Raw genomic sequence first — 14,008 nt, forward strand, 5'->3', positions numbered from 1 at the left:
TCAGACCGCCTCTCCCTGGCGGGCGGCCGCCAGGCGGACCGCGTCGAGGATCTTCTCGTAGCCCGTGCAGCGGCAGAGGTTGCCGGACAGGGCCTCACGGATGTCCTGGTCGGTCGGGTCCGGGTTCTGCTCCAGCAGGGCGTCGGCCTGGACCAGCAGGCCCGGGGTGCAGAAGCCGCACTGGACGGCGCCGGCGTCGATGAACGCCTGCTGGATGCCGGACAGCTCCACGCCCTCGCCGGTCTGCGAGTCGGTGCCCTTCGCGGACCAGCGCTGCGCCTCGTCCGTGGACACGCCGGCCGCGCTGCCGCAGGCGCCGGTGCCGCAGGCGCCGCCGTGGCCGTGCTCCTCGCGCTTGCGGGCGAAGTCGGCCAGGCCCTCGACGGTCACGACGTCGCGGCCCTCGACCTGGCCGGCGGCGACGAGACAGGAGCAGACGGGCACGCCGTCGAGGCGTACGGTGCAGGATCCGCACTCGCCCTGCTCACAGGCGTTCTTCGAGCCGGGCAGGCCCAGGCGCTCGCGCAGGACGTAGAGGAGGGACTCGCCCTCCCAGACGTCGTCGGCCTGCTGCGGACGACCGTTGACAGTGAAATTGACGCGCATGGTTACGCAGCCCCTTCAAGCGTGCGGCCGTTCGTGCCGCGGTACTGCTCCCACGTCCAGACGAGCTGGCGGCGAGCCATGATGCCGACCGCGTGCCGGCGGTACTTCGCCGTGCCGCGGACGTCGTCGATCGGGTTGCAGGCGCCGGAGGCGAGCTCACCGAACTGCTTGGCGATCGACGGGGTGATGACCTTGCCGTTGTCCCAGAAGCCGCCCTCTTCCAGGGCGGCGTTCAGGAACTCCTCGGCGGCCTTCGCCCGGATGGGCGTGGGCGCGGCCGAGCCGATGCCCGTCCGCACGGTGCGGGTCTCGGGGTGCAGCGCGAGGCCGAAGGCGCACACCGCGATGACCATCGCGTTGCGGGTGCCGACCTTGGAGTACTGCTGCGGACCGGTGGCGTTCTTGACGTGGACGGCCTTGATGAGCTCGTCGGCGGCGAGCGCGTTGCGCTTGACGCCGGTGTAGAACTCGTCGATCGGGATCATGCGGGTGCCGCGGACGGATTCGACCTCGACCTCGGCGCCGGCGGCGAGGAGGGCGGGGTGGGAGTCGCCCGCGGGAGAGGCGCAGCCCAGGTTGCCGCCGACGCCGCCGCGGTTGCGGATCTGCGGGGAGGCGACCGTGTGGGAGGCGAGCGCGAGCCCGGGGAGCGTCTCGCGCAGGTTCTCCATGATGTGCGTGTACGGGACGGAGGCGCCGACCCTGGTGACCTCCTCGCCTACCTCCCACTCCCGCAGCAGTGCGATGCGGTTCAGGTCGAGGAGGTACTCCGGACGGCGGTGGTCGAAGTTGATCTCGACCATGATGTCGGTGCCACCCGCAATCGGCACAGCTGTGGGGTACTCGGCCTTGGCGGCGAGTGCCTCCTCCCAACTGGCGGGGCGAAGGAAGTCCATGTCGGCTCTCTTCTTGTAATCGGGTCGTTCGCTTGGGGCCAGGAGGCCGAAGGGCCGTCGACTGGTCGTTCACTTGCTGTTAACGCGGTGTGGAGTCAGTACACAAGCCGCGCGTCCCTGTGGTGCAGTCACCGAAACCATGAAGGAGTTGGCTGGCGGCCTCCCTCGTCTTGTAGATTCGTATGAAAGGCAGGATGCACTGACCTGCCCGATTTCCGACGGCAACATTCGAGACAGATCGGCGGCGACACCATGCGGCTGCGCGCACTGCTGGAAACCGAGGCGCTGGGGCTGCGGCTGCTGGGCGGCGAGGACGAACTCGACCGGACGGTCCGCGGCGTCATGACGACGGACCTGAGGGATCCCAGCCGGTACCTCACCGGAGGCGAACTCGTGCTGACGGGCCTCGCCTGGCGAAGAAATTCAGCCGACTCCGAGCCGTTCGTACGAATCCTCGCGAGCGCGGGCGTCGCCGGCCTCGCCGCGGGCGAGGCGGAGCTGGGCGACATCCCCGACGACCTCGTCTCCGCCTGCCGGCACCACCGGCTGCCGCTGTTCGCGGTGAACGAGGACGTTGCATTCGCCACCATCACGGAGTACGTGGTGCGGCAGGTCTCCGGCGAGCGCGCCGGCGACCTCGCGGCCGTCGTCGACCGCCACCGCCGGCTGATGACCTCCGGTCCGGCGGGCGGCGGCCCCGACGTGGTGCTCGATCTGCTCACCACCGACCTCGATCTGCGCGCGTGGGTGCTCTCCCCCACGGGCCGGCAGATCGCCGGAGCGGGAGAACCCCTGCCGCCGGGCGTCTGTGCGGCCCTGGCCGGCGAGCACCTCGCGGCGGTCCGCACCGGGCGCAGGGGCCCGCACCGGATCTCCCTCCAGGGTATTGCGTACTCGCTCTTCCCGATCAGGGGAGCGGGCCGCGCCCCGGGCGGCCCGGGCGGCCGCGACGTGCGCGAGAGCGTGCTGTCGGACTGGCTGCTGGCCGTCGAGGCCGACGCGGGCGACTGGCCGGCGGAGCGGCTGGACCTGCTGCAGGGCGTGACCCAGCTGATCGCCGTCGAGCGGGACCGGCGCGACGCCGCCCGCACGGTGCGCCGCCGCCTGGCCCAGGAGGTGCTGGAGCTGGTCCAGACGGGCGCCCCGCCCGCCGAGATCGCCGCCCGCCTGCGCGTCGCCGCCCCCGTGCTGCTGCCGGGGCTCGGCGCGGCCCCGCACTGGCAGGTGGTCGTGGCCCGGGTGGACTGGGAGGGCGGCGACATCCCCGGCGGGCCGGTGGCGCAGTCGCTGCTGGAGGAGATCCTCGTCGACCCGTCCGTGTCCGGGCCGGAGCCGTCGGACCGCATCGCGGTCGCCCACACGGGCGACGAGGCCATCGCCCTGGTGCCGCTGCCCGCGCAGACCGGGGAGGGCGGGGAGGACAAGGCCCCGGAGGCCGCCCTGCACGCCGACGAGCTGCTCGCGACCGTACGGGAGCCGCTGCGCGCGGGCCTCGCCGACGACGGCCGCCTCACCCTCGGCGTCAGCGCCGCCGTGCACTCCGCGGAGGGGCTGCGCGGCGCGCTGGAGGAGGCCCGGCACGCCCGCCGGGTCGCCGCGGCGCGCCCCGGCCGGGTCTGCGCGGCCGGCCACCACGAGCTCGCCTCCCACGTGCTGCTGCTGCCGTTCGTCCCGGACGACGTGCGCCGCGCGTTCACGGCGCGCCTGCTGGACCCGCTGCGGGACTACGACCGCCGCCACCGCGCGGAGCTCATCCCGACGCTGGAGGCGTTCCTGGACTGCGACGGCTCGTGGACGCGCTGCGCGACGCGGCTGCACCTGCACGTCAACACGCTGCGCTACCGGGTCGGGCGAATCGAGCAGTTGACGTCCCGCGACCTGTCCCGGCTGGAGGACAAGCTCGACTTCTTCCTCGCACTGCGCATGAGCTGAGGCGTTCCGCAGGGCCGGTTGTTCCGTGTGTGATGCATGGTGCTGACGAGGTGTCCGGACTTTGTGAAAGAGTTCACCCGACCCCTTGGCCGAACCCGCCGATCCGTGCTCTCATTTCGCCCCAGGGCTCGAAGACGTGCTGCTTGGTTGCTTTGGGGAGGGCAATGTGGCGGACACCGCCATGTCCGGTGCCGGAACCACCGGGGGGGACGACCCCCTCCAGCGGGCGATATGGCGGCTGCGCTCGCGCGGCTGCTGGACCGACGCGGCGGCCCTGCTGACCGCGCACCAGGACGACGCCGGAGCCGCCGTGCAGCGGACGGCGCTGCTGGTCGAGCGGTGCCTGTTCACCGGCCAGGGCTGGTCGGAGGCGGAGGACGCGCTGCGCGTCGCGGAGGCGGTGGCGGGGGACGACGACGAGCGCGGCGCGGCGGCCTGCGAGCGCGGCCACCTGGCGTACGCGGCCACGGTCCTCGGGGTGCGCGACCGCTCCGACGAGGCCCGCTCGGCGCTGGGCCGGGCAGCGGCCCTGCTGTCCCCGGGCTCCCGCACCCGTCCGCTGCTGGACTTCCGCCGGGGCCTGGTCGCCGAGCACCTGGCGGACGCCCCCCAGTCGGCCCGCCCGGCGTACCGCCGCGCCCACGCGGGGGCCACGGCCAACGGGGACACGCTGCTGCTGTCGTTCACCTGGCGGCACCTGGCCGCGCTGGCCCTGCGCGACGGGGAGGTCGCGGAGGCCCGCAAGGGCTTCGCGGAGTCGCTCCGCATCCGCGAGGAGCTCGGCTTCCTCGTCGGCACCGCGCCGGCTCTGGCCGCACTCGCGGAGGCCGAGCCGGAGCCCGAGGCCAGCCGGCTGCGCGCCGAGGCGCACCGCCTGTTCCACCTCCTGGGCGGGATCCCGACCTGGCTGGCGGACCAGCTCCACCCGAGGCCGTCCCTGCCCGATCCGGCCTGACCGCGCGGTCGACACCGCGCCCCGCCGCTGCCGGCGCGCAGCCCGGCACACGGGCAGCCCTCCCCCGTGCGGCGCAGGGCACCGGATGACGCGGGCCGGACGGCGGGACCGGAGGCGGACGGCCTGCCCGGCGGTCCGGGCCGACGCGGCCGCTCAGCCGGCGGACCCGGCGAAGTGCTCCCGTACCAGCGATTCGACGGCCGCCAGCTCGCCGGCGACCAGCGCCTCCAGCAGGGCCGCGTGCTCGGCCGCGTCGGCGACGAGGTCGGCGCGCCTCACCCGGGGGGCACCGGGCAGCGGCCACTGGGAGCGGCGGTGCAGCTCCTCTGCGACCTGGACGAGCTGCTCGTTGCCGCCGAGGCGGAGGACCTGCCGGTGGAAGGCCCGGTCGGCCTCCGCGTAGCGGGCCGGGTCGCCGGCCGCGGCGGCGTCGGCGGTGGCGGCGGCCGCCGGCCGCAGGGCCGCCCAGGTCTCCGGGGCGACGGTCCGCGCCAGCCGCAGCATGACCGGCACCTCCAGCAGCGCCCGCACCTCGGCCAGCTCCGCGAGGGCCCGCGGCGTCCGCGACAGCACCCGGAAGCCGCGGTTCGGCAGGCACTCCACGGCCCCTTCCAGGGCCAGCTGCTGCATCGCCTCGCGGACCGGCGTCGCGGACACGCCGAAACGGTCCGCCAGCGCGGGGCCGGAGTAGATCTCCCCGGGCTCCAGCTCGCCGTCGACGAGCGCGGCGCGCAGCGCCTCCAGCACCTGCGCGCGCACGGAATGGCGCAGCACCTTCTGCGTCGGGATCAGCGCCGACACCCCTGCGCGGGCCGCCTCGTGCACTCGGTCCTCCTGTGGGTCTCGGCCTCTCGGGAGAATAGTTGAGATCGGCCCGGAAAAGGGCATACAAACCCATCACCGTCAGCTAAGGTAAGGCTTACCTTTGTTCACCCCCGACCGAATCGGTGATCCGCCATGTCCGCGCCCGCCCCCGTCGCCACTTCCCCCCTGGCGGGCGCGTACGCACGGCTGACGCAGGCGTACGAGGGCCTCCTCGTCGTCGAGCGCGCCGCGCACGAGCCCGCCCCTCGCGGTGTGGGGTGGATCGGCGCGGAGGAGCTCGCGGCGGGCGGCCCCGCCGCGGAGGCCTACCTGGCGTGGGACAAGGCGCAGATCATGCGGGACTACGGCCGCGAGGCCCGGCCCGACGTGGTCGCCACGTTCGGCCTGCACCGCTACGCCTGGCCCGCCTGCCTGCTGGTCACCGTGCCGTGGTTCCTCGACCGCCGCGTGCCGCGGCTGGAGCAGGTCGCGTACCACCGGGCCCGCGGGATCATGAGCGTGTACGCGGACTCCTTCGCCTGCCTGCCGACCGATCCGGCGGCAGACCTCCCCGGGGCCCGGGTCGTGTCCGACGGGGAGGCCCTGCGGGCCGAGGTGCGCGCTGCGGTGGCGCAGCACCTCGAACCGCTGCTGGAGGCCTTCGGTCCGCGCATGCGGCGCAGGCGGCGCGCCCTGTGGGGGATGGCGACGGACGACGTGGTGGCGAGCCTGTGGTACGTGGGCCGGATGCTGGGCGAGGAGGACCGCGCGATCGCCGAGCTGGAGGCGCTGCTGCCCGGCTCGACCGCCCCGTACGCCGGCGGCGCGGGCTTCCGGACGCTCACGGCGCCCGACGGGGCGTGCATGCCGACGCGGGACCGCGCGAGCTGCTGCCTCTTCTACACGATCCGCCCGAAGGACACGTGCGTCACCTGCCCCCGCACGTCCGACGAGGACCGCATCGCCCGCCTGACGGCCCGCACGGCGGCGTAACGTTCCTCCTCGCCGACGCGGAATCCGCACCGCCGACCAGAACAACGGGCGCCACTCCCACCCGTCCGACTGACCCTGCTCGAACACAACACCCAATTCCCACACGGCAGTTCGAGCCACAACACCCTATCCGGCGGGCCACGGCCCCCGATGGCGTCCACTTGCCCCGAAACCCGCGTGCGAAGCGGATCCCCTGCGCCACCATGGCCCCGGTAGGCCGCATAAGCGAAGGCAAGGGACATCCGCATGAGACTGACCGACATATCGCTGGACTGGCTGCTGCCCGGCAGCCTGTTGATCCTGGGCGTACTTGCGGCAGTTGCGGTACTGGCCCGGGGCAAGCGCGAGGGCGAGAAGGCCGCGGCCGAGGACTCCTGGGAGCGCAGCGAGGAGCGCCGGCGCCGCAAGGAGGCCGTCTACGGGACCGCTTCCTACGTCCTGCTCTTCTGCTGTGCGGCGGTCGCGGCCGCGCTCTCCTTCCACGGGCTGGTCGGCTTCGGCCGGCAGAACCTGAACCTTTCGGGCGGCTGGGAGTACCTGGTCCCCTTCGGCCTGGACGGCGCCGCGATGTTCTGCTCGGTCCTCGCCGTCCGCGAGGCGAGCCACGGCGACGCCGCGCTGGGTTCGCGCATGCTGGTGTGGCTGTTCGCCGGCGCTGCCGCATGGTTCAACTGGGTGCACGCGCCCCGCGGGATCGGCCACGACGGCGCCCCGCAGTTCTTCGCCGGCATGTCGCTGTCGGCGGCGGTCCTCTTCGACCGGGCCCTGAAGCAGACCCGCAGGGCGGCCTTGCGCGAGCAGGGCCTGATCCCGCGCCCGCTGCCGCAGATCCGCATGGTCCGCTGGCTGCGGGCCCCCCGGGAGACCTTCGGCGCGTGGTCCCTCATGCTCCTCGAAGGCGTCCGCACGCTGGACGAGGCCGTCGACGAGGTGCGCGAGGACCGGCGGGAGAAGGAAGCGGACCGGCACCGCAGGCGCGACCAGAACCGCCTGAACAAGGCCCGCCTGAAGGCCCTGGGCCGGCAGAACCGCACGTCCCTCTTCGGCCGCTCCCGCGGCCGCCAGGTCGACATGGCGGGGCTCACCTCCGCCGCGGGCTCCGCGCCGGTCGGCGCGGAGCCGGCCATAGCGGAACACGGACAACTGCCCGCCCCGCCCCGGCGCCCCTCCCTGCAGGCCGTGAGCACTGAGGTGACCGGCCCCCGAACGGTCGACCTGACCGCCGAGGACGACACCCAGACCATCCCCCGGCTCGACTCCCTGGAACGCAAACTGAAGGACCTGGAACAGCAGTTCGGCTGACAGCTCCTGCCTCCGAGGGCCCGCCCCACCAGGGCGGGCCCTCTGCCGTCAGGCGACGTCCGCGAGCTCGAACCACACCACCTTGCCCGCGCCCCCGCCCGTCTCGACTCCCCAGGCGGCGGCCAGCGCCTCCACGAGAGCCAGCCCCCTCCCGTGCGTTCCGTCGCCGTCGGCCGCCGCGTACGGCCTGGGCCGCCCCGCGGCCCCGTCCCCCACCTCGACGCGCAGCCTCCCCCCGGCGAGCCGCACCGTCACCTCGGCCCCGCACTCCGTGTGCACGAGCGCATTGGTGACGAGCTCGGTGGCCAACAGCTCGGCCGTCTCGACGGCTTCGGCCCGACACCGCCGCCGCATCAACTCCCGCACGTCCTTCCGCACTTCCCCCACACCCTTGAGATCCGCGCGCCGCAGGCTCCGCGACACCTCCACCGCCGGCAGGCCCGACGCCACATGGTCCTCCCTCTCGGCCGGCTCCCGCGGCACGGGCCGCCCCCTGCGCCACTGCTTCCCGGCCTTCGCGCCCACCTGCACGGCGACCTCCCCCGCGTCCCCTTGCATCTCGAACAGGTCTCGGAATGCATTCCCTCCACTACCCCCCGCACTCCTCCGGCCTCCCCCGCAGACCGGGCCCCCCACCCTGATTCAAGCCATCCGAAGCCCCCTCCCCGACCAGCCCTTCAAGCCACCCCCCACTCCCGACCCGCACCCTTCTGGCCACCCCTCCCTCCCCCGTCCCCCACAGGACCACCAGCTCACCCACCCGCGCGCACCCTCCCCACCCCACCCCCGCCAGTCCGAAAACAACCGCCCGCCCCCACGCCCCTGCGCAGCAACGGCACAACGAACAGACCCGTTCCGCCAGTCGGCCCGTACTGCACGAGGCTGAGGAAATCCCCCGTGGATGTTGCGTCGGTGCGGTACGGGGGTCGGGCGGTCCTCCGCCCGACCCCGCCCCACTCAGCGGCTCTGCATCCACCAAGTGATCCAGGCCGGGAACGCTGCGCCGGCCGCCGACGCCATGCCGCGTACGAGACCGAACACCGCGGCGCGGCCGAGCCGGCACGTGGTGCTGTTCAATGCGCTTGTTGCTGTGCGAGACGGCCTGCACCAGGCGATCCGAGCCTGCCGGCGACACGTCGCCGAGCCGGCGCCTGCCGACGAACCGCCGATGTCACCGTGCTCGTCGCGTATGAGCACATCGACCTGCGCGACACCGCACGGTTCTCCAGGAACGGAGAAAGAGTCGTGCCCGTCTACATGGAGACGGTGGGCCAGCACGACGTCGCCGTCGACCTGGCGGCGGCCCTGGGGCATGACAGCGACGGGAATCTACCGCTTCCCTTCAGTCCGCTCTGGCACAAGGAGCCCGCCCGGGATGAGAGCTGAGGGGTGCGGGGCCCAGGAGGCCGGGTGCCTCGAACCCCCCGGGCTGCCCTCACCCCTCCCAGACGGCCGCAGCCGTGCGGTCGTCGGCGTAGCCCTTGACCCGGAGCTGTGTGTCGGCGAGGAAGGCCGCCAGGCCGGGCGGCTCGGGGTCGGACCAGCGGGCGGCGAGTTCCGCCGGCAGCAGCTCCTCCTCGCGCAGCGGGGCGGCGAAGCCGCCGGAGCAGAGCAGCAGGGTGTCCCCGGGCCGTGCGACGGCGGCCCGGAACCGGAATCCCAACCCCGCATCCGGGCCGGGCTCGGGATGGGGATCGGCACCGGCCGCGTCGGCATGCTCCAGGTCCTCCCAGGCCCCGCCCCGCAGCCGGAACACGCCGCCGGAGCCCGCCCCGAAGCAGACGCGGGTCCGGCACTCGGGGTCGATCGGCAGCAACAACGCCCGCAGCCCGGCGGTGTACGCGTCCTCCTCGTACCCGAGTTCGGCGGCGCGGGCCCGCAGCCGGCCGTAGCCGCGGTCGGTGAGCCGCTGGAGGCCGGAGCGGAGGGCGTCCCGCCGGCCCGAGCGGATGTCGTCGGCGAGCCGGGCCTGGCTGCGGCCGACGGCGGCGCCGATCCAGTGGCACAGCTCGGCGGCGGCCTCGGCCGCGCCGGCGGCGGCGCGGTCGCCGCCGGCGAGGGCGACGAGCACGAGCGCGTCGTCGCCGGTGCCGAAGCGCGCGGTGAGCAGGAAGTCCCGCCTGGCCTCACCGCGGTAACGGGCGGAGTCCCCCCGCACCGAGGCGGCCCGCAGCGTGCACACACCGTGCCGGGCGCCGTCCAGGACGGTGTCGGGGACGAGGTCCTCGAGCGCCCCGGGATCGGCCAGCGGCAGCGCCCCGGGCTCCGGGGCGTACGTCGGCGCACGGTCGCCGAGGTGCCGCACGGTGGGCCGGCCGGCGCCGATCGCGCCGACGTCCGGAACACCAGGCACGGCAGCCCCGAAGGCCCGGTCCTCCACCCCTGGCTCGGACGCGGCGGGCGGCGGCACCACCCGCGGTTGCCGCGGAACCGGCGGCGGAGTCGGCACGGGAGGCACGGTGACATTCCCCAGCCCGTATCCGGTGCTCCCGTTCTCCCGCGGGTCCCGCGGATTCCGCGGCCGAAGCGGGTCCGGCGCGGTACCCACCGTAGGGGCGGCAGACGGCGGAGCGGTCGGAGGCGGCGGGACGGCCGGAGGCGGGACGAACGACTCCGAGCCCTCCCCCGGCGGGGCTGTCGGCGGCGCCGGGAAAGCGGCGCCCGCCCCCGCCTGGGCGCGAGCTTCGGGCGGCGGCGGGGGGACGGGCGCCGAGCCCGCACTCGCAGGCCCCGGCGACGGCACGAACCACCCGCCCGGCGAGCCCGCCCCGGGGCCGAAATCCACGGGCGACGGCGCAACCGGCCCGCCATGGCCGTCGCCGGCCGGCACTCCAGCCGTGCCCGCGCCGGGCTGGGCTCCACCGTCCCGCGGCGGCACGGGTTCCCGGCCCGCCGTGGAACCCCGCGGCCGGTCTCCCGGGCCGCCGGGAGGCCCGACGGGTGTGGAGGGAGCCACCGGGGGCCGGCCAACCGGCGGATCCTCTCTCCGCGGCGCCGGAACCTGGCCGCCGTGCCCAGTGGCGGTATGCGCAGGGGGCGGTGCGACAGGTGGCGGCGGCGGAACCGGTCCGGAACCCGGCGCCCCGGCCGGGGGCGTAGCCACCGCGCCGTGGCCGCCGGCGGTCGGCCGTCCGGGCGGCATCGGCGGCACCGCGGCACCTTGCGGCGGGACTGATTCGGAACCCTGCGCCCCGGCCGGGGGCGGGGTGGCCACCGGGCCATGGCCGCCGGCGGTCGGCCGCCCGGGCGGCATCGGCGGCACCGCGGCACCCGTATCCCCGCCGCCCGGCTCCCCGGGCGGGGCGGGGCGCGGCGGCGGAGAGCCCGCGGACGACGGCCCCGCGGGCGGCCGCCCGGCGGGCGGCCGGTCCTGCGCCGGCACCGTCGGCGGGGCCTCGGTGTGCACGGTGGCGGGCGCATGCCCCGCCACCGGCGGCGGAGGCACCTGGGACACGAGGTTGGCCGCTGCCCGGAACCGGGACTCCAGGGTGTCGGCCCGCCCGGTGCCCGCGTCCGCCTCCGCCTCCGCCTTCCCCTCCCCGCTGTCGGGCCCGGGGTCCGCTCCCGCGCCGGGTTCCCCGTACAGCTTCTGCCACCAGTCGTCCGCACCCCGCTGACTCATGCGGCTATTCTCGGCGCGCCCCCGCTCCGGAAAACGCGGAACTCACGAAATGAGTAGTACCCGCACCGCTCCCGGCCGGGGCGGTACACGGCCCTCCGTCCGCGTCTCTCCCGGCGGTCCTTGCCACGGGGGCGGCGCATCCGGTGATGATGTCCGCGGCGGGTTTGCGCCGTGGCCGCTTCCCGCCGGCCGACCGCGCAGCCGCGCACGCAGCGCGGCGGCCGGCCGGCGCGACCAGCCGCGCAGCAGGAGGGGCGAACCGTGGGCGAAAGGTGGGGGTGGACGGGTTGCTGAGTGCGATCGGCCTGGACGAGGGGCAGGAGTCGGCGTACCGCGCACTGGTGGCGTTGGGGGCGGCGGAGGTGCCGGATCTCGCGCACCGGTTGGCGCTGCCGGTGCCGCAGACGGAGCGGGCGCTGCGCCATCTGGAGCGGCACGGCCTGGCCGCGCAGTCCTCGGCCCGGCCGGGCCGGTGGGTGGCGGCTCCGCCGGCGGTGGCGTTGGGGGCGCTGTTGACGCGGCAGCGGCAGGAGCTGGAGGAGGCGGAGCTGGCGGCGGAGCTGCTGGCGCAGGAGTACCGGGCGGAGCCGGCGGAACCGACGGTGCACGACCTGGTGGAGGTGGTGACGGGTGCGAGCGCGGTCGCGCACCGGTTCCGCCAGCTCCAGGCGGGCGCGGAGCGGGAGGTGTGCGCGCTGGTCAGCGCCCGTCCGCAGGTGGTGGCCGCGGGGGACAACCCGGAGGAGGAGCGGGCGGCGGTGCGCGGGGTGTCGTACCGGGTGGTGATCGAGCGGGAGGTGCTCGGCCTGCCGTCGGGGATCCGCGAGGCGTCGACCGCGTTGGCGCGCGGCGAGCTGGTGCGGGTGACGGAGCGGGTGCCGACGCGGCTCGTCATCGCGGACGGGACGCTGGCGATGGTGCCGCTGACGGGGCGGGGGGCGGAGCCGACGGTGCTGATGGTGCACGCGTCGGGGCTGCTGGAGTCGCTGACGGGGCTGTTCGAGGCGGTGTGGCGGGAGTCGATGCCGCTGCGGCTGGGTGCGGCGGGTGCCCCGCAGGAGTCGGTGGAGGTGCCGGACGCCACGGACCTGGAGATCCTCACGCTGCTCCTCGCCGGGATGACGGACGCGAGCGTGGCCAAGCACCTGGAACTGGGGCTGCGGACGGTGCAGCGGCGCGTGAAGGGACTTATGGAGCTGGCCGGTGTCACGACCCGGCTCCAGCTGGGCTGGCACGCGCACGAGCGGGGCTGGGTGGCCCGCTGAACGAACCGCCACCCGCTGGGTGGCCCGCCGGCGGCCGGTCGGGCACGCTGAGCAGATGGATCTGCCGCAGCTGCTCCTGGTGGGGCTGGTGCTGCTGCTCGGGACGGTGGGGGTGATGGTTCCGGGCGTGCCGGGGACGTGGCTCGTGTGGGCAGGGGTCCTCTGGTGGGCGCTGCAGGACCGGTCGGCGGCGGCGTGGTCGCTGCTGGTCGCGTCGACGGCGCTGCTGCTGGTGGTGCAGGTGGTGAAGTGGCAGCTGCCGCCGCGTCGGGTGCGGGCGGTCGGGGTGACCCGCCGGACGGCGGTGTACGCGGGGGCGGGCGCGCTGCTCGGCTTCGTCGTGCTGCCGGTGGTGGGGGCGGTTCCGGGGTTCGTCGGCGGGATCTACCTGTGCGAGCGGCTGCGGCTCGGCTCGCGCGGCGAGGCGTGGGCGTCGGTACGGGCGGTCATGCGGTCGGTGGGGACGAGCGTGCTGGTGGAGCTGCTGGCGTGCCTGATGGTGCTGGGCGCGTGGACGGGCACGGTCCTGGCAGGCTGACGGGCGCGGAGGACACCGCGGGCTCCCGGCTGACCGCGGACCGGCTGTACACGTACGTGTCGTGCTCCGACTGGGTCAGGCGCCGGACAGCCAGGTGCCGGCGTCCAGGCGGAAGGCGGTTTCGCGGGGGACGACGGTGCGCAGGGCGTGTTCCAGGTCGCGCACGCGGTCGGGGCCCAGGGCGGCGGACCATTCGGCGCGGAGTTCGTCGAAGAGTTCGGCCGAGCGGTGCAGGGCGGCGCGGCCGCGCGGGGTGAGGCGGACGAGTTTGCGGCGGGCGTCGTGGGGGTCGTCGGTGCGCTCGGCGTAGCCGAGGGCAAGCAGGCGGTCGACCGTCTTGCCGGCCGCCTGCTTGGAGACGCCGAGGCGGCGCCCGACCTCGCTGGCGGTCGCTCCGCCGGTGCCGATGGCCTGCATGGCGAAGCCGTGGGCCGGGCGGAGGTCGGGGTGCCCCTCCTCGGCGAGGCGGGCGTGCAGCCGGTCGATGAGGGTGCGGAAGGCCCCGAAGAGGAGCAGCGGCAGCTCGAAGCCGGGGGTGTCGGGAATTGCCTTGCCGGAATCGACAACCTGGTTTACGTTTTTGCCGACGGAATGGTCAACCATGTTGTCGATCTTACCCGCCCCGCCTTGCCCTGCCCTGCATCCGCAGTCATCCGCCTTCACCACCCGCCGGGAGCCGCCATGTCCGCCACCGCCGCCGACACCCTGCCCGAGCGCGCCGCGCGCGCCGTCGCCCTCATGAAGGAGTCCCCGCAGACCCTCGACGGGTTCCTGAAGCTCAGCGCCCTGTTCGAGTCGACCACGCTGGACCCGCACTCCCGGGAGACCGTCATCCTGGCGGTCGCCGCACACCACCGGTGCCACCTCTGCGTCGACATGCACGAGGCCAAGCTGGCCGCCCTCGGGCCGGCGCCGGATCCGGACCGCCTGGAGGCCGTACGCCGGTTCACCCTCCAGGCCATCGCCGCTTCCGGCGCCGTGGGCGAGGAGGAGTCGGCGGCGTTCCTGGCACACGGCTACACCCGCCGCAACGCCCTGGAGGTCGTCCTCGGCATCGGCGCGTACACGGTGTCGACGTTCGCCAACCGCATGAAC

General features: G+C 74.9%; 14 protein-coding genes. 8 read left to right on the plus strand and 6 right to left on the minus strand.

The window, feature by feature from the left end:
- Both IE170_RS11920 and IE170_RS11925 read right to left on the minus strand, forming a co-directional pair.
- Positions 1-606 carry a (2Fe-2S)-binding protein gene (locus tag IE170_RS11920; RefSeq protein ID WP_189809307.1) on the minus strand — a complete coding sequence of 202 codons (606 nt, stop codon included), beginning with the start codon at positions 604-606 and terminating at the stop codon, positions 1-3.
- Positions 607-608: 2 nt separating this feature from the next.
- Complete coding sequence (locus IE170_RS11925) at positions 609-1,502, minus strand: FAD binding domain-containing protein (RefSeq protein WP_189809308.1); 894 nt, start codon at positions 1,500-1,502, stop codon at positions 609-611.
- Between the two features lie 252 nt (positions 1,503-1,754).
- On the opposite strand from IE170_RS11925, the gene IE170_RS11930 reads away from it, so the two are divergent.
- A complete protein-coding gene (locus tag IE170_RS11930) occupies positions 1,755-3,434 on the plus strand; it encodes a PucR family transcriptional regulator (protein ID WP_189809309.1) in 1,680 nt (559 codons plus the stop codon).
- Between the two features lie 166 nt (positions 3,435-3,600).
- Positions 3,601-4,389, plus strand: a complete 789-nt coding sequence (locus IE170_RS11935) for a hypothetical protein (protein ID WP_189809310.1) — start codon at positions 3,601-3,603, stop codon at positions 4,387-4,389.
- 153 nt (positions 4,390-4,542) lie between these two features.
- On the opposite strand, the gene IE170_RS11940 is transcribed toward IE170_RS11935, so the two are convergent.
- Positions 4,543-5,277, minus strand: coding sequence for a GntR family transcriptional regulator (locus IE170_RS11940; RefSeq protein WP_189809311.1), 735 nt, complete (start codon positions 5,275-5,277; stop codon positions 4,543-4,545).
- A gap of 69 nt (positions 5,278-5,346) precedes the next feature.
- Here IE170_RS11940 and IE170_RS11945 point away from each other — a divergent pair, with 69 nt between their 5' ends.
- Both IE170_RS11945 and IE170_RS11950 read left to right on the plus strand, forming a co-directional pair.
- A complete protein-coding gene (locus IE170_RS11945) occupies positions 5,347-6,186 on the plus strand; it encodes a (2Fe-2S)-binding protein (protein ID WP_189809312.1) in 840 nt (279 codons plus the stop codon).
- Between the two features lie 246 nt (positions 6,187-6,432).
- Complete coding sequence (locus IE170_RS11950) at positions 6,433-7,488, plus strand: DUF2637 domain-containing protein (protein WP_189809313.1); 1,056 nt, start codon at positions 6,433-6,435, stop codon at positions 7,486-7,488.
- Between the two features lie 48 nt (positions 7,489-7,536).
- Here IE170_RS11950 and IE170_RS11955 read toward each other — a convergent pair whose 3' ends face one another.
- Entirely contained in the window at positions 7,537-8,046 is a 510-nt protein-coding gene (locus IE170_RS11955; protein WP_189809314.1) for an ATP-binding protein, read from the minus strand.
- A 618-nt stretch (positions 8,047-8,664) separates the two neighbouring features.
- Here IE170_RS11955 and IE170_RS11960 point away from each other — a divergent pair.
- A complete protein-coding gene (locus tag IE170_RS11960) occupies positions 8,665-8,874 on the plus strand; it encodes a hypothetical protein (RefSeq protein WP_189809315.1) in 210 nt (69 codons plus the stop codon).
- Between the two features lie 49 nt (positions 8,875-8,923).
- Here IE170_RS11960 and IE170_RS32560 read toward each other — a convergent pair whose 3' ends face one another.
- Positions 8,924-9,841 (minus strand): protein phosphatase 2C domain-containing protein, encoded by a 918-nt coding sequence (locus tag IE170_RS32560; protein ID WP_229884690.1) that lies wholly within the window; start codon positions 9,839-9,841, stop codon positions 8,924-8,926.
- Between the two features lie 1,556 nt (positions 9,842-11,397).
- On the opposite strand from IE170_RS32560, the gene IE170_RS11970 reads away from it, so the two are divergent.
- Together IE170_RS11970 and IE170_RS11975 are read left to right on the plus strand one after the other, a co-directional pair.
- Positions 11,398-12,375, plus strand: coding sequence for a helix-turn-helix domain-containing protein (locus IE170_RS11970; RefSeq protein WP_189809465.1), 978 nt, complete (start codon positions 11,398-11,400; stop codon positions 12,373-12,375).
- Positions 12,376-12,430: 55 nt separating this feature from the next.
- Complete coding sequence (locus IE170_RS11975; RefSeq protein ID WP_189809317.1) at positions 12,431-12,913, plus strand: DUF456 domain-containing protein; 483 nt, start codon at positions 12,431-12,433, stop codon at positions 12,911-12,913.
- 75 nt (positions 12,914-12,988) lie between these two features.
- On the opposite strand, the gene IE170_RS11980 is transcribed toward IE170_RS11975, so the two are convergent.
- The gene (locus tag IE170_RS11980) at positions 12,989-13,516 is read right to left on the minus strand and encodes a MarR family winged helix-turn-helix transcriptional regulator (protein WP_189809318.1); all 528 of its coding nucleotides are present in this window, start codon (positions 13,514-13,516) and stop codon (positions 12,989-12,991) included.
- A 78-nt stretch (positions 13,517-13,594) separates the two neighbouring features.
- Between IE170_RS11980 and IE170_RS11985 the strand changes: the two genes are divergently transcribed.
- Positions 13,595-14,008 (plus strand): carboxymuconolactone decarboxylase family protein (locus IE170_RS11985; RefSeq protein WP_189809319.1); only part of this gene is annotated, 414 nt, incomplete at its 3' end.

Source organism: Streptomyces toxytricini (assembly GCF_014649915.1).
GTDB lineage: Bacteria > Actinomycetota > Actinomycetes > Streptomycetales > Streptomycetaceae > Streptomyces > Streptomyces toxytricini.